This is a genomic window from Virgibacillus flavescens (genome assembly GCF_050574275.1).
Taxonomy (GTDB): domain Bacteria; phylum Bacillota; class Bacilli; order Bacillales; family Amphibacillaceae; genus Virgibacillus_F; species Virgibacillus_F flavescens.
Genome location: NZ_CP192260.1, coordinates 2,163,101 through 2,188,062 on the forward strand (window position 1 = coordinate 2,163,101; position 24,962 = coordinate 2,188,062).

A 24,962-nucleotide genomic window follows, 5' to 3' on the forward strand; every position below is an offset into this window, starting at 1 on the left:
TGGAGGTTTTAATTGGATGAATAGCAGTGAGATTATACAAATAGTAGCAGAGGCAAGTGATGATAAGCGTGCAGAGGATATTATTGCACTTGATATGAAAGAAGTTTCACTCGTAGCAGATTATTTCTTGATCTGTCACGCGAGTAACGAAAGACAGGTTCAGGCAATTGCGCGCTCGATAAAAGACGCAGCTGAAGAAGCGGGGATCCCTGTAAAACGATTAGAAGGATTCGAACAGGCTAGATGGATATTAGTTGATATTGGTGATGTTGTTTGTCATGTATTCCATAAAGATGAACGTTCTTATTATAATTTAGAGCGGTTATGGGGAGATGCAGGGCGTGTTACGTTAAGTGTAGGTCAAGAAGGTTAATTAATGGCATATCAGGAAATGGCAAGATTCTATGACAAACTTATGGACACTGCACCGTATACCCAGTGGGCGGAGATGACCGAAGAAATATTAAAAAACTCTTCTATTCCTGTAAAAAGCATTGTTGACCTGGGTTGTGGAACTGGTCAATTAACAACCAGACTTGCGAATTCAGGATATCAAATGATTGGAATAGATTTCTCAAGCGAAATGCTTAGTTATGCTCAACAGCGGGCTAGTGAAAAGAAACAAACGATTCAGTGGATTAACCAGGATATTCGCGAAACGGAAGGCATAGCAGAAATGGATGCTGTTATAAGTTATTGTGATGTGATGAACTATATAACTTCAGAAGAAGAATTGAATTTGGTTTTCGCAAACGTGGAGAGCATGTTAAAAAATAACGGATTATTTATATTTGATGTACATTCGTTGTATCATGTTGAAAATAACTTAGTAAATCAGACCTTTGCTACAGTAGAGGATGATATGTCTTCTATCTGGTTTTGTTCAGAAGGAGAAAGTAAGGGAGAAATGTATCATGACCTTACATTTTTCATTTCCGGTGAACAGGAAACATACAAAAGGTATGATGAATATCATCACCAAAAAACATTTTCAATTGAGTTTTATAAAAAACTTTTAGAGCAGAATGGATTACAAATTCGAAATATATATGGAGACTTTTCTATGAATGAAGAAAATCTCGATGAAAAGGCAGAACGAATCTTCTTTATTACTGAAAAAAGATCAGCAAAATAGTATTTTGCTGATCTTTATTTTTTTGAAGGATATGATTGGATTAAGTCGAATAGTAGTATATAGTTATTTTAACCCCCGCTTTCTCTCGTAACATCTTACCTCACAAAAGGAAGTGTCCCTCTATGGTTAACCTACTCAAAAAAAACTTATTTTTTATAATTATTGGTCTAGCAGCAGTTTTATTTCTTTTTATTTTTAACGAAAAGTCTAAAGGTGATGATACTGTTGAGGTTAATCCTCTTAAGCAAGCACTTCCTATTCAACAGGAAGAAACGCAGAGCCCAATAAATATGTTTGTTGATGTAAAAGGGGAAGTAAGAAATCCCGGAGTATACACAATTAAAAAAGATTCCCGGGTGGAAGATGTCATTAATCTTGCGGGAGGATTTACTAAACAAGCAGATCAGACTGTTGTTAACCTGGCGCAAAAGGTTCACGATGAAATGATTATTGCGGTACCAAAAGCTGGTGAAACAAGGGAATCTGCAACAGGTAATACAACAAAAATTAACCTTAATTATGCATCTCAGGAAGAAATCGAACAATTAAATGGGATTGGTCCATCAAAAGCTCAGGCAATTATTCAATATCGAGAAGAAACTGGATTATTTCAGAAAATTGAAGATGTATTAAATGTACCTGGAATTGGGGAGAAGACACTTGAGAATATGAAAGAAAATATTCAAATACCGTAACGTATTGACGGAGATATTTTTATGCATGTAGACTTAACTAATTAATAAATAAAGGTGGAATTGATATGGAACGAATTTCATGGGATCAATATTTCATGGCACAAAGCCATTTACTAGCTTTAAGAAGTACGTGTGAACGGTTGACGGTAGGAGCAACAATTGTCAGGGAAAAACGAATAATAGCAGGTGGATATAACGGAAGTGTATCCGGGGACGCACACTGCATTGATGAAGGATGTTATGTCATCGATGGTCATTGTGTTCGCACTGTCCATGCAGAAGTAAATGCACTTCTGCAATGTGCAAAATTTGGTGTACCAACTAAAGACGCTGAAATGTATGTCACTCATTTTCCTTGTTTGAATTGCTGTAAAACAATCATTCAGAGTGGTGTGAAGATGGTTTATTATGCTGCTGATTATAAGAACGATCCATATGCTATTGAGTTATTCATTAAATCTGGTGTTCAGACACAAAAGGTTGAGCTCGAACATAATACGGTTGATGTGAACCCTAGAGAAAAAGTTTCATATGTAGAGACTTTATTAAACAAGCTTGAAGATTCGTCAATTGATCAAACTCAGTTAGATAAATATAAAAACGAAGCAAATCGCTTATTCAATTTGCATAAGTAAGCATGGGTAGTGATGATGAAAGGTTATTGGCATTTTCTGGCACTTTCCGTACTTTTAAGTATTCTAACAGTTATTTTCGATAACAAAGTGTTTTTTATTATCCTGTTAATTTGGTTATTTTACCTTCATAAACAAAGGAAAATAAAGATTGGAACATTAGTGACTTCACTCGTTTTTTATATCGGATTCTGCAGTTATATTCCTATTGTAGATTTACCTGAACGTGATCAGTTATTAGTAGAAGGGACTATAAATGGACAAGTAACCGGAACCATAAGTAGTCCCGTTAAAATAAATGTAAAGCGAATTGAATTCGTTTTAAGAGGAAAAGACGTTTCCAGAAAGTGGGTAGCTGTAGCTTTTAATCCAGAGGAAAGCGAATGGGACCCTAAAACAATCGAGCAGTTGAAATATGGTGCAACGTGTCAACTAACCGGATTGCTTGAAATCCCGGATAAAAGTAGAAATCCAGGACAATTTGATTATCAAAAGTATCTGCGCGTAAAAGGTATTACGCACCAGGTGACTATTTCAAGTATGAAAAACATAAGTTGTAACGGACAATCACCCCTGAATTACATCTTCGAGACACGGCTAACTATTATAAATTTTGTTATCTCCAGAACTAATCCATATACAGCCAAATGGTTATCAGCACTTATATTAGGTGATGATTCACAATTAGATGAAGAAACGATTGATCTGTTTCAGAAATGGAATTTATCCCATCTTTTAGCTATCTCAGGATTAAATGTTGCCATTATTATCTCCATAACCTATTTTCTGCTAATCAAGCTTAATTTTTTCAGTAAAGAAAAAGCACAGTTGATAATGCTCATTATTTTACCGTTCTACGCTCTAATTGCTGGTGGTGAGCCATCTGTTTGGAGAGCGTGTTTAATGGTATTTGTTTTTATTGTAGTGAGGAAACTAAATACTATTTTCACCTTAACTGATGTATTGAGTATAATTTTTATCGTAATGATTTTATATGATAAATTCATTGTATATCATGTTGGTTTTCAGCTTTCCTTTCTTGTCACATTAGGACTTCTTCTATCGGGAAAATGGATCTCTGCTACTAAATCCAATTTATTTATAAGTTTGCAAATAAGTTTTATGGCGCAGATGATGATAATTCCTTTGCAGCTTGCTTATTTTTATACATTTCAACCATTGGCTATACTTTTAAATGTATTTATTATCCCTTATTTCTCTTTTTTTGTTATACCAATTATGTTTATCATTCTCTTGCTTACTCCAGTCTCAGAAACATTCTGCACAATTTTGGGTAATATCTTTGAATCGACCAATCAGCTTGTAATTAATTGCATTCATAAGATCGATGAACTTGCATATTTCCCTTATATTCTCGGACCAATGCCTATAATAGTTGTAGTTATATACTATGTATTGTTTTTATTCTTAATGGATGCTCTCCAAAATGAGAAAAAAAGACGTGCATTTCAAATCGGTTGTTTGTTGGTAGTTATTTTTACTTTTGTTGCTGTTAAACCATTTTTTTCTCCATACGGGACTGTGACTATGCTGGATATTGGTCAAGGAGATTGCTTTATCATTGAATTGCCATTTCGAAAAGCGGTTTTCTTTATTGACGCGGGGGCAAAAATGTCATTTGAGAATGAGGAACCTACAGATGCGAATTATAAACAGATTATTAAACCCTACCTTTACTCGAAGGGAATTTCGAAAATAGATGCTCTGTTTCTAAGTCATGAAGATGTGGATCATGTTGGAAGTGTTTCATTCTTGCTGAAAGAGTTCCAGGTGGATGAGGTACTGTTAAGTAATTACTATAATTTAGCTGATTCTACAATAAATAGCTGGAAAGAAAAAGATACCCATGTGGAACGTATAAACGGTGGGGATGAGTTAATGCTACGTGGTTTACCTATCGGTGTCTTATCTCCGGCAGAAGACAGAAAAGAAACCAATTCTAATTCACTTGTATTGTATATGAAGTTAGGGGGATTGAGTTGGTTATTTACCGGAGATATTGATAAAAAGGCTGAATTGCAAATAAAAGAAAAGTACGCAACTATTAAGATTGATGTACTAAAAGTAGCTCATCACGGTAGCAATACATCTACTGATTCTTCCTTTGTGAAAAAACTTAGACCAAAGTATGCCTGGATTTCAGTAGGTCAAAATAATTCTTACGGACACCCCACCACCGAAGTGCTGGATCTTCTGAATATAGAGGGTGTCAAGATTTTTCGAACCGACCAAGATGGAGCGGTACAATTTCGATACAAGGATAACAAAGGGAGATTTTCTAAATTTTTACCCTAGTTCAAATAATTAGTAGTTAGCAATAGATGGAAACTGAGAAGTAACAACGAAATTTACTCTGCTGGCAGTCGCGTACCATAGGGATGATGGTGAGCCTACCCTTGTGCCGCCGTAGGTGGCCACTAAAAAAGTTGTGTGTTGTACAAAATAGGTGGATCTATTTTCGCATCTTCGAATATACTTCGCTTTCCGTGGGCGCGGCTTCAGCTTCCTTGCCCCGGCAAGGGGTATGCCAACGTTGTCCGCAAAGGACGGGTTTAGTTGGCCCTCCTTTAAAAAACCGCTTTCCTGCTTAGATCTTCAGCACGCGCTGTTCCTACAGGAGTCTTCGTATATTCGAAGATGCTACGTTAAAGTTAGAAATTATATCTTTAAGATCTTCCTCTTTTTCAGTGACCTTTATCGAGCTCAGGGATCTTTCCGATAAAGTCCTCCACTCCAATCTCTAGACAAGAGATATATGTTACAGATTTATTAAATTCACACTTGATAGCTACGTCTATTTCAAAGTGCATTAGTTAAAAGACATTATAAACGATTTTTTAGTAACCAGCCTTACTAGTCCAGGTGAGTGGAGGGCGGTGACTCCTGCGGGAACAGCACGAGTCTGAAGGCCCCGCAGTTTAAATGAGGAGGGCCAACTAAAACCGTCCTTTGCGGACAACGTTGGCATACCCCTTGTCGGGGCAAGGAGACTGAAGCCGTGCCCTAAGGTGCGCATCCGCCCGCAGCGATCCTGGACGACGGCTTTAGAACATTTCTTGGTAATAAATTTACTTCGCAGTATAGAGAAATTACGAAAAAGCAGTTAGCAACAATTTTTTATAAATAAAAAAAGAGACTGGATAGTCTCTCAGGATGTAGAGAAAGTAGGTGTTTTTTTCTCTACATCCTATTTTTATTGAAAAAATATCATAAAATGCAAAGATTTTTGGGTGAAAATAGACTCCCACACACCTAGCCAAGCTAGGCTAGGTGTGTGGCAATCTTCTTCATGTTTTGGCACGCTGCGGTGAGTAATACTTGTTCACCAGCATTGTGCAATCCTCGTAACCTGCAGTAGCGAAGCCCATGCAGTTGTTTGGAATCTGCAAAGCTTCGCTCTACTTTTTCTTTTCTAAATTTATATAGCATTTTCCCCGAAGGGGAAAGCCGATTCTGTCGTATTTTTTCTTTATGGTCCTCCCAGACGTGCCGCGTAATCACCTTTTGATGGTTTTTTGACCGTGTACATTGATCTAGTAGAGGACACATTACACAATTTTGAGGGTTTGATTTGTACTCTCTGTATCCACCTCGACTTGTTGTACTGTAAGGCAATACCTCTCCATTCGGACAAACGTAACGATCTTGTGCTTTATTATATTCAAATTTCCATTTTGGAAACAAACCTTTTGTTGGATGATATCTTCTATGTGCTATTACACCAAAAATATTTCGATCTGATATGCCTTTACAAATAGGTGTCGTTAGATACCCCGAATCCAACGCAACAGCCTCAACATTAAAACCAAATCGCTTAATTTGACGATCTAAACGACTAAGATAGGGGCGAGAATCGTGAAAGTTTCCTGGTGTGACAAACGCATCGGTAATAATATTAAATTTCATATCTGTCGTGCGGTGATCAAGGTAACAAAACATTTCCTGTTTTTGATCCCGAGACATGAATCCACTATCGGGATCCGTTGTGCTTTTACGAATATCTTTTGTTTTTTTCACTTCCTCCCGTTTTTTTAACGGCTTTTTTCCGTGTTCCTCTCGATCATCTTCGATTGCTTCGTTTAGATCTTCTATGTAGTCTCGAGTTTCCACTTCAACAGTTTCTTTTGTGAATTTATGTTTATTTGCATTGGCTTTTAGGTGAGTTGAGTCAGTAAACAACACCCTTCCACCAACCATTCGATGGTTCATAGCTTGAAGCACAATCTCATCGAATATTTCTTGGAAAATATCTGTATCCTTAAACCGAGTACGTCGATTCCAACTAATCGTAGAATGATGAGGAACTGAGTCACTTAACCGTAAGCCAAGAAACCAACGATAAGCAATGTTCATTTGAATCTCTTTTTCCAATTGACGTTCGGAACGAATTCCATAAAAATATCCGATGAACATCATCTTGAATAATATAAGAGGATCTAAAGAAGGACGACCGTTTACTTCGCTATAATAAGGTTTTACTTTATCTACGATAAAACTAAAATCAATATACTTGTCAATTTTCCGAAGGAGATGGTTTTGTGGTACAAGCTCTTCAATGGAAACAAATTCTACTTCACTTTGAGTACTATTTCGAGTATGAAACACATTGATCACCGCCTATTTAAGTTACTTATATTATAACAAATTAACGCGGTAAAGGGATAAAGTGAATCAAAAAAAATAGACTGCCGAGAGAGTTTCTCGACAGCCTGAGAGACTGGATAGTCTCTTTTTAACAATAAAGGAAAGTATGATTTTCGGTGTATTCCAATCCTACGTTAGAACTTTGCCTTACTAGGCGCTTATGCTCTTCTATCATGTATGTAGCTTATAGTTACTGACTTAAAAATTTAACTAACACACCAATAAAGAAAATTACAGTAAAGAATACAAATGAGTAGACAAAGCCTAAGCCGGAATCGACTACATCATTATTTTTTGATTGTACATTCTTTTCAAATTCGTTCACAACTATCCCTCCTATATCATCTTTAGTATAAGATAAATGCCAGAAAAAATCCATAAAATTCTTTGCTCCATTTTTAGTAAGAGTTAACATCTATACTTTCAACAATAATGGTTAATCTAAAATTAATCAAATATCGTTTTAACGAATGGTTTCCTGGGGCTATTTGGTAAACGTTTATATAAAGGAGGGGATCGCTTGATTCCCTCTAAAAACTCTTGCTATTATGTTCTATTCACTTTACGATTGATAATATACATAATTGGAGTGAATGAAATGTCCTACCTCGACACCGCAAAAAAAATAAAAAAGAATCAATTAGCCCCGATTTATTTGTTATATGGAACAGAAGCTTTTTTCATTCAGGATATTAAAAAACAAATTACGAAAGCTCTTTTACCTGGTACAGATATCGAAAACCTATCTACTTTTGACCTGGATGAAACCCCTATTCAGGAAGTGATTTCAGATGTAGAAACCTATCCGCTATTTGGAGAAAGAAAATTAATCATTGCACATAACCCTTCATTCTTAAAAGCGAAGCCGACCAAAATACCATTCGAGCATGATTTAGACCGGCTTCAAATGTACTTGGAAAATCCAGTAGATTATTCCACGATCATATTTGTAGCGGAATATGAAAAGATCGACGAACGTAAAAAAGTATCAAAAGCAATGAAAAAAAATGCAACCGTAGTGAAATGTGACCCCATTAAAGAATACGAACTATCTAAATGGATTAAGACAATTGCTGATGACTATCACATTACAATTGCGCCGGACGCATTTAATGTCATAGAAGCAGAACTGGATGCCAATCTTCACCTCTTGAAGAACGAACTATTAAAATTTGCTTTATATGTAGGAGAGGGAGGAACCGTGTCCAAAGAAGATGCGGAAATGCTTATTTCTCATACATTAAACAATTCATCATTACGGCTAGTAGATGCGGTCATTGACCGAGATATTCGTAAAGCTTTTATGATTTACAGGGACCTATTGAAGATGAAAGAAGAGCCAATAGCTATGCTTGCACTTTTAGCATATCAATTTCGAACATTGTTACGTGTAAAATTGCTCAAGCAAAAAGGGTATAGTCAAGCCCAGATGCAAAAACAGCTTGGTATTCATCCATTCGTTGTAAAAATAGCATTAACAAGGGAAAGTAAATTTACTATAGAGCAACTATCTATATTTATTGATAAATTAACTAATACTGATGCTGCAATGAAGCAGGGGAAGATGGATAAGGAACTCGCGTTTGATTTATTGTTATATGATCTGACAAATACTATAAAATAATATGACCAACTAAAAAACGATCCTATTAGGGGATCGTTTTGTGTTGGTCATATTTATTTGTTTAACAATCTTACGGCAATTACTTGCCGTATACATAATTCAAAATTATGCACTTAGACCGTTAACCATTTTTGATAAGCGTGACTTTTGGCGATTTCCATTATTTTGATGGATAATCCCTTTTTGTACAGCTTTGTCAATTTTTTTATTAGCTTGTTGTAGAGCAGACTTTGCGTTATCTGAGTCTTTTTCTCCAACTAATTTTTCAACACGCTTAACTTGTGAACGCATCTCAGTTTTATAAGACTGATTTAAGTCATGTTTTTTCTCATTAACGCCTACACGTTTGATTGCAGATTTAATATTAGCCATTATTTCACCTCCTAAAAAACAACGATTCATATCTTTACGAACCACTGATATTTTATCAGAGCGCGGCATGCTTTTCAATAGATTTATTATCTAATGCACCAAATTGTATGATTTACCACTTAAATGTGAAGTCTATATATAAGAATAGGATACAACTTATTTAGGAGGATTAACATAAATGAAAAATTCAAATGAACCCTATCAGGTGCGGACAGATTTGGCTGTAGAAGCAAAAGAAATGTATGTTGAACAGGAAGGTGCTGACACAAATCAACAGCAAGGTATTGCTATAACAGAGCGTACGGAAAATGAAATTAAAATTTCATATGTGGAAGTAGATGAAACTGGTGCAAAGATTATTGATAAGAAACCAGGGACATATGTGACAATTTATGCTGATGGTGTGAAGAGGCAAGATACCGAAAGACAGGAAAATGCAGCAATTATACTGGCGAAAGAATTAGAACAATTGCTTGAGAAAAACCAAGTATCCTCAGAAGCCAAGTGTTTAATAGTAGGGCTTGGAAATTGGAACGTTACACCAGATGCACTTGGACCGATGACGGTTGAAAAAATCATGGTTACAAGCCACTTATTTGCGCTTGATCATCAAGCTGTTTCAGACGGTTATCGTTCAGTAGCGGCTGTTACACCAGGAGTTATGGGAGTCACAGGAATGGAAACAAGTGATATTATCTTTGGTATTGTTGAGAAATTCAAACCTGAATTTGTAATTGCAATAGACGCGCTTGCTTCCCGATCAATAGAGCGGGTAAATGAAACCATTCAACTCTCCGATGCAGGTATAAATCCAGGTTCTGGTGTGGGTAATAAACGAAAAGAAATAAGTATTGATACTCTAGGGATTCCTGTATTTGCAATCGGTGTACCAACTGTAGTAGACGCTGCGACGATAACGAGCGATACGATTGATTTCTTATTAAAACACTTCGGCAGGGAGTGGCGGGAAAAGGATAAACCTTCAAAGTCACTAGTACCAGCAAGTATGACATTTGGTGAAAAAAGTTTTACGGAGAAGGATTTACCCAATGAAGAAAAAAGAAATACCTTCCTAGGAATAGTCGGCAATCTATCAGAAGCCGAAAAACGTTCATTGATTAGAGAAGTTTTGACGCCGATTGGCCATAATTTAATGGTAACCCCGAAAGAAGTGGATGGATTTATGAAAGATATGGCTCATGTTGTAGCTACAGGAATTAACGCTGCGCTGCATGAACGGATCGATGTTACAAACTTCTCATCCTATACAAGATAGAAAGTACTAATAGAGAAATGAAAGATTATGTTCTAGTTTCTGAAGACAAGTCATAGAGTTACTATATATGTCACTGTCTTCAGAAAGGATGGAACAATGAACTTAAAAAATAAATCCAATCCAATGTCAAAACGTTTATTGCTTCCCTTTTATAAAAAAGGTGGATTGTATATTTTATCTGTAGTTTTGTTATTTGTTTCGATCGGTGTTTTAACTACAATTGCGCCAGCATACCGCTTTTCATCTGAAACACTTTCTGAGTGGACAAGTAAAGTTGAAAGTACGACATTCTTATACTTACTAGGGATGGAAAATAGAGCATTTCAAGATGCATTTCCAAATGGAAACTCGCTACCCAAATTATCAACTACATTATTTCAATTAACAACTAGTGTAAAGCCTTACGATGTTAGAAGTTTATTGGGGCGCGAGTTGCCAGGTTTCTCCATTTTTGATAGTCAAATTATTATTGCGGGTAATGGAACAAACTACACCAACCTCCCAGTTGAATCCTCACCACCGCTAAATGAAATATTAAAAGATAGAGAAGCAGAAGTTAATGACCCCACTGAAACAGAAAAAGAAACTACTGAGGAAAATACAGAAGTACCAGAAAAATTAGAGGAAAATGTAGTTTTTATATATAACACACATAACACAGAATCGTTTTTACCACACTTACCAGAAGAAGAGAACCCGGATTTAGCGCATCATGGCACGGTGAATATTTCGAAGGTGAGCGATAGACTGGCGGAAACGCTTGAGAATAATGGAGTAGGGGCAATTGTTGACCATACTAATATTGCAAATATATTGAATCAAAAAGGAATGGAATATTATCAGTCTTATAAAGCCTCTAGAGATGTTGTAAAAGAGGCGTTTGCCCAACATAAGGAAATCAAGTATGCGTTCGATATTCATCGAGACAGTATCGCTAGAGAAAAAACGACTACTACCATTAATGGAAAATCATATGCACAAATCATGATGGTAATTGGGGCAGAATACGCAAGCTACGAAAAAAATTTAGCGTTAGCTACCAAATTACACTACCTAATAGAAGAGAAATATCCTGGATTAAGTAGAGGAGTTATCAAGAAAAAAGGTGCAGCAACTAACGGAGTTTTCAACCAGGATTTATCAGAGAATGCTTTGTTATTTGAAATAGGTGGTGTTGGCAATAATCTTGATGAATTATACCGATCAGCCGATGCTTTAGCAGAAGTGTTCAGTGATTATTACTTTGATGCAGAAAAAGTTTCGAAAGACGCAGAGGAGGAGTAGTTATGAAGTCTATTATCGTTTTGTTACTGTTACTCCTGTTTTTTGTCTCAGGAATGCTTTTTGGAGTAGAACGCGAACGGACTGACGTGCCCTTGCCTGAAGGTGAAATAATCAACGAAGACTATGCTGTGGAGCAAGTAGCAGTTACACCTGTTAATACTGAATATCAGGAAGCACCAGCACACTTCACCCAAAAAATGGCATCATTCATCGAAGGTATTGTGAAGGTCTTTTATGAAATTGTTGTCCAATTGCTTTATCAAATCGTCCAGTTATTTTACTAACGATTAATACCTGGTCCGTCTCCCTTTTGGAATTTCTGAAACATTAAAAGGGGGGCGGATTTATTTATTGATTGAATGTATACCGCACAGTTGCTATAATCAATCCTAGTAAACGACGTTAAAATTAACACTTTATTTATGAGTGGCAAAAAATGTAGGAGTGAACATCACTAATGGTGAAAAAACAACGAAACGTTCGTAATTTTTCGATCATCGCACATATAGACCATGGTAAATCAACACTTGCAGATCGAATATTGGAAAATACAAAAGCGATTACTCAACGGGAAATGAAGGCACAATTTCTTGATGCTATGGATTTAGAAAGAGAACGAGGCATCACAATTAAATTAAATGCAGTTCAATTAAGCTATACAAGTAAAGCTGATGAAGAGTTTATTTTTCATTTAATTGATACTCCAGGGCACGTGGATTTTACATATGAGGTTTCCCGGAGTTTAGCAGCATGTGAAGGGGCAATTCTGGTAGTTGATGCAGCACAGGGAATTGAAGCCCAGACACTTGCTAACGTATATTTAGCATTAGATAACGAATTGGAAATAATACCGGTTATTAATAAGATTGACTTACCTAACGCTGATACTGATCGGGTTACACAGGAGTTAGTAGATGTAATTGGTGTCAATGCAGAGGATGTAATATTAGCGTCTGCAAAAGATGGAATTGGGATTGACGAGATTCTTGAACGAATTGTAACAGCGATTCCTGCGCCTGCAGGAAGTGTAGACAATCCATTGCAAGCACTTATATTTGATTCGCTTTATGATGCTTATCGCGGGGTTGTTGCCTACGTTTGTGTAAAGGAAGGTTCAATTAAACTCGGCGATAAAATCAGAATGATGGCTACTGGCAAGGAATTTGAAGTTAACGAAGTTGGAGTCTTTTCCCCGAAGCCGCTGAAAAAAGACGAATTAACGGTAGGCGATGTTGGGTACTTGACTGCTTCTATCAAAAACGTTGGAGATACCCGTGTTGGAGATACAGTTACACATGCAAATAATCGTGCAGAAAAAGCGTTGCCTGGATACCGTAAATTAAATCCTATGGTCTTCTGTGGTTTATTCCCAATAGATTCGAATCAGTACAATGATCTTCGCGAAGCTTTAGAACGATTAGAATTAAACGATTCTTCGCTTCAATATGATGCAGAGACATCCCAGGCTTTAGGATTTGGTTTCCGCTGTGGATTTTTAGGGCTGTTGCACATGGAAATCATCCAGGAAAGAATTGAAAGAGAATTCAATATAGGACTGATTACTACTGCACCAAGTGTAATTTATCAAGTGGAGAAGGCAGATGGCGAAAAGATTCAAATAGACAACCCGTCAGAATTGCCTGATCAGCAATCCATTACTGAAATACGTGAACCATTTGTAAAAGCTACCATCATGGTACCAAACGATTATGTCGGTACTGTAATGGAACTCTCACAAAAGAAGCGTGGTCAATTCGTAGACATGGAATATATGGACGATATCCGAGTTAACGTGGTTTATCATATTCCGTTATCCGAAATAGTATATGATTTCTTTGACCAATTAAAATCACAAACCAAGGGATACGCGTCATTTGATTATGAATTAATTGGATACCGCACATCCAGTCTGGTTAAGATGGACATTTTGTTAAATAATGAATCGATTGATGCCCTGTCTATTATTGTGCATAGGGATTTCGCTTATGAGCGTGGAAAGCAAATTGTAGAGACACTAAAAGAATTGATACCACGTCAACAATTTGAAGTACCGGTACAGGCTGCAATAGGGAATAAAATTGTAGCTAGATCGACCATTAAAGCGATGCGTAAAAACGTTCTTTCTAAATGTTATGGTGGAGATATTTCCCGTAAACGTAAATTGCTTGAGAAGCAAAAAGAAGGTAAAAAGCGTATGAAAATGGTAGGTTCAGTAGAAGTACCACAAGAAGCGTTTATGGCTGTATTAAAAATCAATGATGATTGATGATGAAAATTATGGAGGGTAAACTTTTCGAGTAACAGCAGAATCGAAAAGTTTGTCCCTTTTCTTTTTCAAAACCTAACTCTTAAGAGGTGAACGATATTGGTAAAATCCGTTTATATACATATCCCATTTTGTCAGCAAATCTGTCACTATTGTGATTTCACAAAATTCTTTTATAATGAAAAACTGGCCGATGACTATATGGAAGCACTTAGCAATGAAATTAAGGTGAATGTAAGTGGGGAGAAGAATGATGTGAAAACCATTTTTATTGGTGGCGGCACACCCACTGCGCTTAATTTCAATCAATTAAAAATACTATTTAATGTAATTGACGAAAAGTTTGATGTCGGCAATTGTGAGGAATACACAATCGAAGCTAATCCAGGTGACTTTGATGAGGATAAGGCAAAGCTATTAAAAAGCTCTGGTGTAAATCGGGTTTCACTCGGCGTTCAGGCCTTCGACAATCAACTGCTTGAAGATATAGGCAGATTGCATAGAATTCAAGATGTGTATGATACAGTAAATTTATTAAAAAAACATGGTATTCATAATATAAGTATTGATTTAATTTACGCGTTGCCAAATCAAACAGTTAACGGTTTTGATAAGTCATTACAGGAAGCTGTGCAATTTGACTTACCACATTACTCTACCTATTCTTTGCAGATAGAACCTAAGACTGTATTTTATCAACGGCATAAAAAAGGCAAATTACATCGTCCGCCACAAGAGGATGAAGTGAAAATGTATGAAATTTTACGCGATACCATGAGAAAAAATGGAAACGAACAGTATGAAATAAGTAATTTTTCTAAGCCGGGGTTTGAAAGTAAGCATAATTTAACATACTGGAATAATGACTATTATTATGGGTTTGGTGCCGGAGCTCATGGATATCTTCCTGGAAAACGTACAGGCAATATTCGACCACTTCCTGCATATATAAAAAAGGCGATGGAAGATGGACATCCAACTCTGACTACCGAGGAGATAGGATTAAGAGAAATGGTAGAAGAAGAAATGTTCCTTGGATTACGTAAACGTGAAGGTGTTAGCAAATTAAAATTTGAAGAAAAATATTCTATACCCATGAAGCGGATCTATCAACAGCCAATAACTAAACTAATTGAGAAAGGCTGGTTGGTTGAAACGGGTGAATCGATTTCGTTGAGCCCTGAAGGAATCCTGTTTGGGAATGAAGTTTTTGCCCAATTTTTATTAGATGAGGAAAATTTAAGACATCTTCGTTGACAAAAAAATAAGGATTTGATAATTTATTAGTAGAATTAGCACTCGTTACCGTTGAGTGCTAACAGAGGTGATCATCATGTTAACGGAAAGACAGCTATTGATCTTACAAGTCATTATTGATGATTTCATTCAGACAGCACAACCAGTGGGTTCGCGTGTGTTATCGAAGATGGATAGTATATCATTTAGTTCTGCGACGATTCGCAATGTGATGGCAGATCTGGAAGATTTGGGCTATCTGCAGAAAACGCACTCTTCGTCTGGAAGAATTCCATCTGAAAAAGGTTATCGATTCTACGTAGATCATCTGGTATCTGCTGGAGGGATTTCAGATGACGTCAATATCATGAAGCATGTGATCCAAGATGGGATTTTTGAATTTGAACAAATCGTTCAAAAATCTGCAAAAGTGCTATCTGATTTAACTAATTACACCTCCATTATTTTAGGTCCGGAAGTATTTGAAACAAAGTTGAAACAAATGCAAATTGTAACTTTGTCAGATCATACTGCCGTGGCAATCCTGATTACCAATACTGGACATGTAGAGCATCGATCGTTTACGATTCCTGGCGAAATGCAGGCATCAGATCTTGAAAAAATGGTTAACATTTTAAACGATCGTTTGCGTGGGGTTCCCATCATTCATCTGCATGATAAGTTGAATACAGAAATTGTTTCACTAATGAAGTTATACGTGAATGATTTTGAACGATCTTATGATTATTTAAAATCTGCTTTCTTCAGTGAACAACCTGTAAAGCTATACTTTGGAGGAAAAACGAACATTTTAATGCAGCCTGAGTTTAAGGATATTGAAAAGATTCGCTCTTTCTATTCGATGATGGAAAAGGAAGATGAGATCGCCAATATGCTCAAAACAACTACAGAAGGTATTAATGTATCGATTGGTAATGAAAACAAAGTAGATGCTATTAAGGATTGCAGCTTAATTACAGCTTCCTATCATCTGGGAGAAAATCAACTGGGAACAATAGCATTACTAGGTCCCACTCGGATGGAATACAGAAAAGTAATTACGCTGTTGAATGCGTTGTCTAATGAAATGACTGAAGCGCTATACATGTGGTATAAAAACAACGAATAATTTCTTGTCTTACTATATGTATACTATGGTGGGAGCAACTTTCCCATCGCTTCTTTATGTATTAGTTTATTTCAGTAGCTTTTAATGGTATAGTCTTAAATGGCGAATTTTTCATAGGAGGTGTGAAGTTATGGAAGAAGAAAACAAAAATAATACTGCAACAGAAGATGTTACAGAAAATGTTGAACCGGAGGATATGGAAATAAACGATCCGGAAGAACATCTTGGTTCAGATGAAAGTAAAATGGAAACACTCAAAGAAGAGATAAATAAATTAACACAAGAAAAAGATGAAAACTATCAAAAGATGCTTCGTATTCAAGCTGAATTTGATAACTATAAAAAACGTACGCTTAAGGATAGGGAATCAGCGAATAAATATAAATCACAGGATTTAGTAAATGAATTGCTTCCTGCTATAGACAACTTTGAGCGTGCTCTTCAGGTAGATGTATCAGAAGCCCAAGAGAGTTTTGTAGAGGGAATTTCGATGGTCTATCGAATGTTAAAAGATGCGCTTCAATCACAAAACGTAGTGGAAATCGAAACAGTAGGGAAAGAATTTGACCCTAATCTTCATCACGCTGTTATGCAAATTGAAGATGAAGAGTTGGAAGCTAATACAGTAGTTGAAGAAATGCAAAAAGGATACATGCTTAATGATCGTGTAATTCGACCAGCTATGGTCAAAGTAAATAAATAATTGATTTTGGTAAAGAAGTGAAGGAGGAAATGAACAATGGGAAAAATAATTGGTATTGATTTAGGAACAACAAATTCATGTGTATCAGTAATGGAAGGTGGAGAAGCGGTAGTTATTCCGAATCCGGAAGGAAACCGTACAACACCTTCAGTAGTTGCATTTAAAAATGGTGAACGTCAAGTAGGGGAAGTAGCTAAAAGACAGGCTATAACAAACCCTAATACTATTCAGTCCATCAAGCGTCATATGGGTACTGACTATAGCGTGAAGATTGACGATAAAGAATATACTCCACAGGAAGTTTCTGCTATAATCCTGCAGCACATTAAGTCATATGCAGAAGATTATTTAGGTGACAAAGTTGAGAAAGCTGTAATTACAGTTCCAGCTTATTTTAATGACGCGGAACGTCAAGCTACTAAAGACGCTGGTAAAATTGCTGGTCTTGAAGTAGAACGTATTATTAACGAACCAACTGCAGCGGCATTAGCATATGGTATTGATAAGGATGACCAGGATCAGACAATCCTTGTTTATGACTTGGGTGGAGGTACGTTTGACGTATCAATCCTTGATATTGGAGACGGAACATTTGAAGTAGTTTCAACTGCTGGTGATAATCGCCTTGGTGGTGACGACTTTGATGAAGTAATTATCAAGCACATGGTAGCTGAATTTAAAAAAGAAAATGGAATTGATCTTTCAAAAGACAAAATGGCAACTCAGCGATTAAAAGACGCAGCTGAAAAAGCTAAAAAAGATCTTTCTGGTGTTGCGCAAACACAAATTTCTTTACCGTTCATTACTGCTGGTGATGCAGGTCCATTACACCTAGAAATGAATTTAACGCGTGCTAAATTCGAAGAGTTATCTTCAGATCTTGTAGAGCGCACAATGGTTCCTACTCGAAAAGCACTTAAAGATGCTGGATTAACTTCAAGCAAGATCCATAAAGTTATTCTAGTCGGTGGATCAACACGTATTCCAGCTGTAAAAGAAGCTATTAAACGCGAAACAGGAAAAGATCCTTCACAAGGAGTCAACCCAGACGAGGTTGTAGCACTTGGTGCAGCAATCCAAGGCGGAGTACTTCAAGGTGATGTGAAAGACGTTGTGTTATTAGATGTTACACCGCTATCTCTAGGAATCGAAACAATGGGAAGCGTTACGACTAAACTAATCGAACGTAATACCACAATTCCTACTAGTCATTCACAGACATTCTCAACTGCAGCAGATAACCAAACTGCAGTGGATATTCACGTATTACAAGGTGAACGCGAGATGGCTACTGACAACAAAACACTTGGCCGTTTCCAGTTAACAGATATTCCACCAGCACCACGTGGAGTTCCGCAAATCGAAGTATCTTTTGATATCGATGCAAACGGAATTGTAAATGTACGTGCGAAAGACTTAGGAACGAACAAAGAGCAGTCTATTACAATCAAATCATCATCTGGTTTATCTGATGAAGAAGTTGAAAAGATGGTTAAAGATGCGGAAGAAAATGCGGAAAGTGATAAAAAACGCCGTGAAGAAATTGAACTACGCAATGAAGCTGATCAGCTTATCTTTACAACAGATAAAACAATTAAAGACTTAGGCGAAAAGGTTTCTGATGAAGAGAAAGAGAAAGCAGAAGCTGCTAAAGAAGAGTTGAAAACTGCTATTGAGTCTGACGATTTAGAGGAAATTAAAGCTAAAAAAGAAGCACTTCAAGAGCAGGTTCAACAATTATCCGTTAAACTTTACGAGCAAATGCAGCAGGATGCAGAAGCTCAACAAGGAGAAGAAGGCGGAGCTGATGCGAAAGCTGATGATGTAGAAGATGCAGATTATGAAGAAGTGAACGAAGAAGATAAAGATAACGAAGATAAAAAATAATAAGTATAATCCAAAAGTCAAAGTCAGGATTTCCTTGGCTTTGGCTTTTTTACTTGAAAAATGATATGATAAAATTTATGCAATAGTTCGGGAGAGTGAATTACAAGTGAGTAAACGTGATTATTATGATGTGCTTGGAATAGGTAAAGATGCTTCAAAAGATGAAATTAAAAAGTCTTACCGTAAATTAGCACGAAAGTTTCATCCAGATGTAAATAAAGAAGAAGATTCTGCAGATAAATTTAAAGAAGCAAAAGAAGCATACGAAGTGCTTAGTGACGAACAAAAACGCGCTCAATACGATCAGTTCGGTCACTCAGGTCCACAAAGTCAAGGATTCGGTGGGGGAGCGCAAGACTTCTCAGGATTTGGAGATATATTTGATATGTTCTTTGGCGGTGGTGGACGTCGTCGTGATCCAAATGCACCCCAACAAGGTTCTGATTTACAGTATGCAATGACATTAGGCTTTGAAGAGGCTATATTTGGAAAAGAAACGGATGTTACTATTCCAAAAGAAGAGACATGTGATACGTGTTCAGGATCAGGTGCGAAGCCTGGTACGAAAGTAAATACATGTTCTCACTGTAATGGTTCGGGACAATTAAACACCGAACAGAACACACCGTTTGGGCGTGTTGTTAATAAGCGAGTGTGTCATTATTGTAGTGGAACTGGGAAAGAGATTCCGGAAAAATGTACTACATGTAGCGGTACTGGCAGAGTACAAAAAAATAAAAAAATCCACATCTCAATTCCTGCGGGTATAGATGAAGGTCAGCAGATTCGGGTTCCAGGTAAAGGTGAAGCTGGGATAAATGGTGGACCATCCGGCGATTTATATGTCGTAATTCAGATTAAACCACACGAATTTTTCGAGCGTGAAGGGGACCACATATATTGTGAGCTGCCACTTACCTTTGCACAAGCTTCCTTAGGCGATGAAATGGAAGTTCCTACTGTCCACGGTAAAGTTATGCTGAAAATTCCCGCTGGAACACAAACAGGTAAAACTTTTCGTTTAAAAGGAAAAGGTGCGCCTAATGTTCGAGGGTATGGGCAAGGTGATCAGCATATTAAAGTTAGAGTTATTACGCCTTCTAAATTATCAGACCGTCAAAGAGAGCTAATGAGAGAATTCAATGACATTGAAGGTAATAAATCGCTCGAGGAACAGGACGGATCATTTTTCCAGCGTTTCAAAAAAGCTTTTAAAGGTGAATAACGGTGTTAGTACTAACACCGTTTACATATTTTCTAAGAAATGAGTGGATCTAATTGAAATGGTCGGAAATTTGCGTGCATACAACTAACGAAGCAATAGAACCAATTTCGAATATACTTCATGAAACTGGTTCTAGTGGCGTAGTGATTGAAGATCCTTTAGATTTAATTACAGAACGGGAAGATAAGTTTGGCGAAATTTATGAACTAAATAAAGATGAATACCCTGAAGAGGGTGTTTATATAAAAGCTTACCTACCAATGAATAGTTTTCTCGGCGAAACTGTGGACGAGATTAAACAAGCGATAAACAACTTATTGTTATACGATATCGATTTAGGCAGAAACACAATTACATTAAGTGAAATTAATGAAGAAGAATGGGCAACTGCCTGGAAGAAATACTATAAGCCTGTCAAGATATCAGGTAAAATTACAATTACACCAACTTGGGAAGACTACACACCAGTATCCGATGAAGAAATAGTTCTCGAATTAGATCCCGGAATGGCGTTTGGAACGGGTACACACCCTACTACTGTATTAAGTATTCAGGGAATTGAACGCTTTATAAAAGAAGACGATAAAGTAATTGATGTGGGCTGTGGTTCTGGTGTTCTAAGTATCGCTTCTGTTTTGCTTGGTGCAAAAGACGTTTATGCTTATGATCTGGACGAAATTGCGGTTAAAAGCACTAAACTAAACGCTAAACTGAATAAAGTGGACAAACAAATTACAACGAAGCAAAACAATTTGCTGGATAATGTCAACAAACAAGCGGATTTAATTGTATCCAATATATTAGCTGAGATTATTGTACGTTTTGTAAAAGAGGCATGGGATAATTTAAAAGAAAATGGATTATTTATTACTTCTGGAATAATTCAGGCTAAAAAAGAATTAGTCAAAACGGAGTTACAGCAAAATGGTTTTACAATTATTGAAGTTAACGAAATGGAAGACTGGGTTTCTATAGTTGCGAAGAAAAGTGAAAGTGTCCGGTAACAGAAATAATGAATAGACTTTTAGATCTGCAGAAAGTGCAGTTAATGAAAGAAGTAGGTGTTGCGAATGCAACGTTATTTTGTCCCGGAAGATCAGTGGGAAAATAACAATTTAATCATTTCAGGGGACGATGCACATCATATTACTCGAGTTATGCGAGGTAACACCGGGGATAAGCTGATATGTAATCATCCGAATGGTTATGCGGTACTCGGTGAAATAACATCCCTAGAGCAGGAACGAGTTTCAGTTTTAATTCTGGAAAGCATCGAAGAGTCCGTGGAGCTGCCTGTATCTGTAACTATTGCACAAGGGTTGCCTAAAGGCGATAAGTTAGAACATGTTTTACAAAAAGGAACAGAACTTGGTGCATTCAAGTTCATTCCTTTTTCTGCAGATAGATCTATCGTTAAATGGGACGAAAAAAAAGCATCGAAAAAAATGTTCAGGTTTGCTAAAATTGTTAAAGAAGCCAGTGAACAAAGCCATCGAAATCGTATTCCGGATGTTACTCCAGTTATGAAAATTGAACAATTAATTGCGGAGAGCAAAGAGTATGATGTGAAAATTTTTGCTTACGAGGAAGAGGCGAAAACAAAAGAATTTGTCTCTTTTGCTTCAGTTATTAACCAATTAAAATCGGACCAACGAATAATCGTTTGCATTGGCCCTGAAGGTGGATTTTCTGATATGGAAGTTTCATTATTAAAAGAAAATAACTTCAAATCTGTTCGATTGGGTCCAAGGATACTGCGAACTGAAACTGCTTCGTTATATGTATTAGCAAGTATATCTTATCAATTAGAAGAATTGGGGTGCCAGTAATGCCAACAGTAGCCTTTCATACATTAGGTTGTAAAGTGAATCACTATGAAACAGAAGGTATCTGGAACATGTTCAAAGCGCAGGATTATGAACGTGTTGACTTCGATCGCCAGGCAGATGTTTATGTTATTAACACATGTACAGTTACAAATACCGGAGATAAGAAAAGCAGACAAACGATTCGACGCGCTGTCAGGAAAAATCCGGAAGCGGTTGTATGCGTTACAGGTTGTTATGCTCAAACATCTCCAGGTGAAATAATGGAAATACCTGGTGTTGACGTAGTAGTTGGAACACAAAACCGTAAGAAAATGATTGGATATATTGAAGAACATTTAGAAACTCGTGAGCCAGTAAATGGTGTAGAGAACATTATGAAAAACCGTGTGTTTGAAGAGATGGATGTGCCTGAATTCACGGATAGAACTCGTGCTTCACTAAAAATTCAGGAGGGCTGCAACAACTTCTGTACATTTTGTATTATTCCTTGGTCACGTGGTCTATTACGTTCCCGTGATCCAAAAGATGTGGTGACACAAGCACAACAGCTGGTCGATGCTGGTTATAAAGAAATTGTCTTAACCGGGATCCACACTGCTGGTTATGGGGAAGATATGCAGGATTATAATTTCGCTAAGCTACTACTTACGCTTGAAACGGAAGTTGCTGGATTAAAACGAATTCGAATTTCATCTATTGAAGCAAGTCAAATTACGGATGAAGTGATTGACGTTCTTGATAAATCAGAAAAAATAGTACGTCATTTACACGTTCCATTACAGGCAGGATCTGATACAGTATTAGATCGCATGCGTCGTAAATATACAAGTGAATTTTATTATCAAAAGGTCGAAAAAATTAAGAAAGCTTTACCTGGTTTAGCTATTACATCAGATGTAATTGTAGGCTTCCCTGGAGAAACGGACGAAGAGTTTATGGAAACCTATGAATTTATTAAAAAAGTCGGTTACTCTGAATTGCATGTATTTCCATATTCTCAACGAACAGGCACTCCTGCTGCCAAAATGAAAAATCAAATTGATGATGAAACTAAAAATAAGCGTGTTCATCAACTAATTGATTTATCTGATCAGTTAGCTAAAGAATACGCTTCAAACTTTGAGAATGAAGTGGTAGAGGTTATACCAGAAGAACGTTCCAAAGACGAAGAGAATTCGAATATCTTAATAGGGTACTCGGACAACTATTTAAAAGTTCGTTTTGCTGGAACCGACGAAATGATTGGCAAAATAGTTCGAGTGAAAATTACGAAAGCAGGTTATCCATACAATGATGGCACGTTCGTTCGAATTATGGATGTAGAACCAAATTCTAAGATAATATAACTTAACAAACTTGGCATTAATTTGCCAGGTTTGTTTTAAATTTAGCAATTTGTGTTCAATAATGCTATTATATTCAAGAGGTACGAACAACTTAAACGAGAGGGCGTTATATATGACAAAAGATCTTGCAAAGTATATTGACCACACACAATTAAAGCCGGACACAACATTAGAAAAAATAAACAGCATTATTGCAGAAGCAAAAGAATATAAATTTGCATCAGTATGTGTAAATCCATTTTGGGTTGAGCATTGCTTTAATGAACTAAAAGAAACAAGTGTAAAGGTTTGTACAGTAATTGGATTTCCACTTGGATCAAGCACAACAGATACGAAAGTTTTTGAAACTAAAAATGCAATTGATCATGGTGCCACTGAAATTGATATGGTAATTAATGTTGGGGCACTTAAATCAAAAAATGATTCATTCGTTGAACAGGATATAAAGGAAGTAGTTGCAGCTGCAAAAGAAAAAGCGATTGTAAAAGTAATTATCGAAACATCTTTACTATCGAACGATGAAAAAATTCGTGCATGTAAGCTTGCCAAAGCAGCTGGTGCTGACTTTGTAAAAACTTCAACAGGTTTCTCAGGTGGTGGTGCAACAGTTGAAGATATTTCATTAATGCGTAAAACTGTTGGTCCTGATATGGGTATTAAAGCATCTGGAGGAGTCCGCGACCTAGAGACGACAGAAGCTATGATTAATGCTGGCGCAACTCGAATCGGTGCGAGTGCAGGAATAGAAATACTTGCAGGGAGACAGGGTTCTTCCGATTATTAAACTAGTTTGAACGAGATGTAATCATCGATAAATCAAAAGTGTTTCAATTTAATAGTCAAAACAGTAAAAAGCAGTTGACCAGTATGTGACAATATATTATAATTAGTAAAGGCATGTTATACACATCGCCTGAATAATCCTGTTTTATCTTCGGAGGGAGGGAAATCAGTATGTCAAATACAACTCGCGTTCGTAAAAATGAGTCTATAGAGGATGCTCTTCGTCGATTTAAAAAAAGTGTGTCAAAAAGTGGTACACTACAAGAATATCGTAAGCGTGAACACTATGAAAAGCCAAGCGTTAAGCGTAAATTGAAATCGGAAGCTGCTAGAAAGCGTAAATTCTAAAGAGGGTGCAATAGCATGACATTACTAGAACAGTTAAATGCAGATATGAAACAAGCTATGAAGGATAAAGATAAAGATAAGCTTGGAGTCATTCGAATGGTAAAAGCTTCCTTGCAGAATGAAACAATTAAGCAAGGTAAAGATACGTTATCTGAGGATGATGAATTAACTGTATTGTCTAGAGAATTAAAGCAAAGAAAAGATTCCCTCCAAGAATTTAAGGCTGCTGGACGTGAAGATCTTGTATCAAAGCTTGATGTAGAAATCAATATTTTACAAGCATACATGCCTAAACAGTTATCTGAACAGGAACTTGAAGAAATTGTTCAGAACACAATTCAAGAAGTTAATGCAACATCCAAAAAAGAGATGGGTAAAGTAATGAGTGCGATTATGCCTAAAGTTAAAGGTAAGGCAGATGGTTCAAGTATTAACAAACTTGTGCTTAAGCATTTAAGTAACTAACACATCACTATACTAAAATTAAACTACCCTTGTCAGTGCACATACTGACAGGGGTTTTTAAT

Annotated in this window: 24 protein-coding genes; 21 read left to right on the forward strand and 3 right to left on the reverse strand. The window is 36.7% G+C overall.

All coding sequences use genetic code 11. From position 1 onward, the window contains the following. The first annotated feature begins 16 nt into the window (after positions 1-16). The 5 genes from rsfS to VBD025_RS10350 all read left to right on the forward strand — a co-directional run bounded on the left by rsfS (position 17) and on the right by VBD025_RS10350 (position 4,778). Positions 17-373 (forward strand): ribosome silencing factor, encoded by a 357-nt coding sequence (rsfS, locus tag VBD025_RS10330; RefSeq protein ID WP_430785137.1) that lies wholly within the window; start codon positions 17-19, stop codon positions 371-373. Positions 374-376: 3 nt separating this feature from the next. After that, on the forward strand, positions 377-1,135 hold the full coding sequence (locus VBD025_RS10335) for a class I SAM-dependent DNA methyltransferase (RefSeq protein WP_430785139.1): 759 nt from the start codon (positions 377-379) through the stop codon (positions 1,133-1,135). Positions 1,136-1,257: 122 nt separating this feature from the next. Further along, on the forward strand, positions 1,258-1,830 hold the full coding sequence (locus VBD025_RS10340; RefSeq protein ID WP_430785141.1) for a helix-hairpin-helix domain-containing protein: 573 nt from the start codon (positions 1,258-1,260) through the stop codon (positions 1,828-1,830). A gap of 65 nt (positions 1,831-1,895) precedes the next feature. Next, complete coding sequence (locus VBD025_RS10345) at positions 1,896-2,465, forward strand: ComE operon protein 2 (protein WP_430785143.1); 570 nt, start codon at positions 1,896-1,898, stop codon at positions 2,463-2,465. A 12-nt stretch (positions 2,466-2,477) separates the two neighbouring features. Beyond that, positions 2,478-4,778, forward strand: a complete 2,301-nt coding sequence (locus VBD025_RS10350) for a DNA internalization-related competence protein ComEC/Rec2 (protein WP_430785145.1) — start codon at positions 2,478-2,480, stop codon at positions 4,776-4,778. 966 nt (positions 4,779-5,744) lie between these two features. Here the strand turns inward: VBD025_RS10350 and VBD025_RS10355 are convergent. Further along, positions 5,745-7,094, reverse strand: a complete 1,350-nt coding sequence (locus VBD025_RS10355; RefSeq protein ID WP_430791358.1) for an IS1182 family transposase — start codon at positions 7,092-7,094, stop codon at positions 5,745-5,747. Positions 7,095-7,317: 223 nt separating this feature from the next. Further along, positions 7,318-7,452: a YqzM family protein gene (locus VBD025_RS10360; protein WP_430785147.1), complete on the reverse strand. Its 135-nt coding sequence runs from the start codon at positions 7,450-7,452 to the stop codon at positions 7,318-7,320. 243 nt (positions 7,453-7,695) lie between these two features. On the opposite strand from VBD025_RS10360, the gene holA reads away from it, so the two are divergent. Then, positions 7,696-8,751 carry a DNA polymerase III subunit delta gene (holA, locus tag VBD025_RS10365; RefSeq protein WP_430785149.1) on the forward strand — a complete coding sequence of 352 codons (1,056 nt, stop codon included), beginning with the start codon at positions 7,696-7,698 and terminating at the stop codon, positions 8,749-8,751. Positions 8,752-8,856: 105 nt separating this feature from the next. Here holA and rpsT read toward each other — a convergent pair whose 3' ends face one another. Further along, positions 8,857-9,123, reverse strand: a complete 267-nt coding sequence (gene rpsT / locus VBD025_RS10370) for a 30S ribosomal protein S20 (protein ID WP_430785151.1) — start codon at positions 9,121-9,123, stop codon at positions 8,857-8,859. 178 nt (positions 9,124-9,301) lie between these two features. Here rpsT and gpr point away from each other — a divergent pair, with 178 nt between their 5' ends. From gpr to VBD025_RS10445, 15 genes are all read left to right on the forward strand, one after another. Next, entirely contained in the window at positions 9,302-10,399 is a 1,098-nt protein-coding gene (gene gpr / locus VBD025_RS10375; RefSeq protein ID WP_430785153.1) for a GPR endopeptidase, read from the forward strand. A 96-nt stretch (positions 10,400-10,495) separates the two neighbouring features. Next, positions 10,496-11,683 carry a stage II sporulation protein P gene (gene spoIIP / locus VBD025_RS10380; RefSeq protein ID WP_430785155.1) on the forward strand — a complete coding sequence of 396 codons (1,188 nt, stop codon included), beginning with the start codon at positions 10,496-10,498 and terminating at the stop codon, positions 11,681-11,683. A 2-nt stretch (positions 11,684-11,685) separates the two neighbouring features. Beyond that, positions 11,686-11,967, forward strand: a complete 282-nt coding sequence (locus VBD025_RS10385; protein ID WP_430785157.1) for a hypothetical protein — start codon at positions 11,686-11,688, stop codon at positions 11,965-11,967. 173 nt (positions 11,968-12,140) lie between these two features. Continuing rightward, positions 12,141-13,949 (forward strand): translation elongation factor 4, encoded by a 1,809-nt coding sequence (gene lepA / locus VBD025_RS10390; RefSeq protein ID WP_430785159.1) that lies wholly within the window; start codon positions 12,141-12,143, stop codon positions 13,947-13,949. A gap of 96 nt (positions 13,950-14,045) precedes the next feature. Beyond that, positions 14,046-15,206, forward strand: coding sequence for a radical SAM family heme chaperone HemW (gene hemW / locus VBD025_RS10395; RefSeq protein ID WP_430791360.1), 1,161 nt, complete (start codon positions 14,046-14,048; stop codon positions 15,204-15,206). 76 nt (positions 15,207-15,282) lie between these two features. Then, positions 15,283-16,314: a heat-inducible transcriptional repressor HrcA gene (gene hrcA / locus VBD025_RS10400; RefSeq protein WP_430785161.1), complete on the forward strand. Its 1,032-nt coding sequence runs from the start codon at positions 15,283-15,285 to the stop codon at positions 16,312-16,314. A 130-nt stretch (positions 16,315-16,444) separates the two neighbouring features. Continuing rightward, the gene (gene grpE / locus VBD025_RS10405; protein ID WP_430785163.1) at positions 16,445-17,017 is read left to right on the forward strand and encodes a nucleotide exchange factor GrpE; all 573 of its coding nucleotides are present in this window, start codon (positions 16,445-16,447) and stop codon (positions 17,015-17,017) included. A 36-nt stretch (positions 17,018-17,053) separates the two neighbouring features. After that, on the forward strand, positions 17,054-18,904 hold the full coding sequence (gene dnaK / locus VBD025_RS10410; RefSeq protein WP_430785165.1) for a molecular chaperone DnaK: 1,851 nt from the start codon (positions 17,054-17,056) through the stop codon (positions 18,902-18,904). A gap of 106 nt (positions 18,905-19,010) precedes the next feature. Beyond that, positions 19,011-20,129: a molecular chaperone DnaJ gene (gene dnaJ, locus VBD025_RS10415; protein ID WP_430785167.1), complete on the forward strand. Its 1,119-nt coding sequence runs from the start codon at positions 19,011-19,013 to the stop codon at positions 20,127-20,129. A gap of 53 nt (positions 20,130-20,182) precedes the next feature. Continuing rightward, on the forward strand, positions 20,183-21,133 hold the full coding sequence (gene prmA, locus VBD025_RS10420) for a 50S ribosomal protein L11 methyltransferase (protein WP_430785169.1): 951 nt from the start codon (positions 20,183-20,185) through the stop codon (positions 21,131-21,133). 66 nt (positions 21,134-21,199) lie between these two features. Beyond that, complete coding sequence (locus VBD025_RS10425) at positions 21,200-21,958, forward strand: 16S rRNA (uracil(1498)-N(3))-methyltransferase (protein WP_430785171.1); 759 nt, start codon at positions 21,200-21,202, stop codon at positions 21,956-21,958. Then, positions 21,958-23,304: a tRNA (N(6)-L-threonylcarbamoyladenosine(37)-C(2))-methylthiotransferase MtaB gene (mtaB, locus tag VBD025_RS10430; protein ID WP_430785173.1), complete on the forward strand. Its 1,347-nt coding sequence runs from the start codon at positions 21,958-21,960 to the stop codon at positions 23,302-23,304. Before VBD025_RS10425 ends, mtaB begins: the two co-directional genes overlap by 1 nt. A gap of 112 nt (positions 23,305-23,416) precedes the next feature. Beyond that, positions 23,417-24,088, forward strand: a complete 672-nt coding sequence (gene deoC / locus VBD025_RS10435) for a deoxyribose-phosphate aldolase (RefSeq protein ID WP_430785175.1) — start codon at positions 23,417-23,419, stop codon at positions 24,086-24,088. 170 nt (positions 24,089-24,258) lie between these two features. Beyond that, entirely contained in the window at positions 24,259-24,435 is a 177-nt protein-coding gene (gene rpsU / locus VBD025_RS10440) for a 30S ribosomal protein S21 (protein ID WP_089532037.1), read from the forward strand. A 15-nt stretch (positions 24,436-24,450) separates the two neighbouring features. Continuing rightward, a complete protein-coding gene (locus VBD025_RS10445) occupies positions 24,451-24,900 on the forward strand; it encodes a GatB/YqeY domain-containing protein (protein ID WP_430785178.1) in 450 nt (149 codons plus the stop codon). The last annotated feature ends 62 nt before the right edge of the window (positions 24,901-24,962 follow it).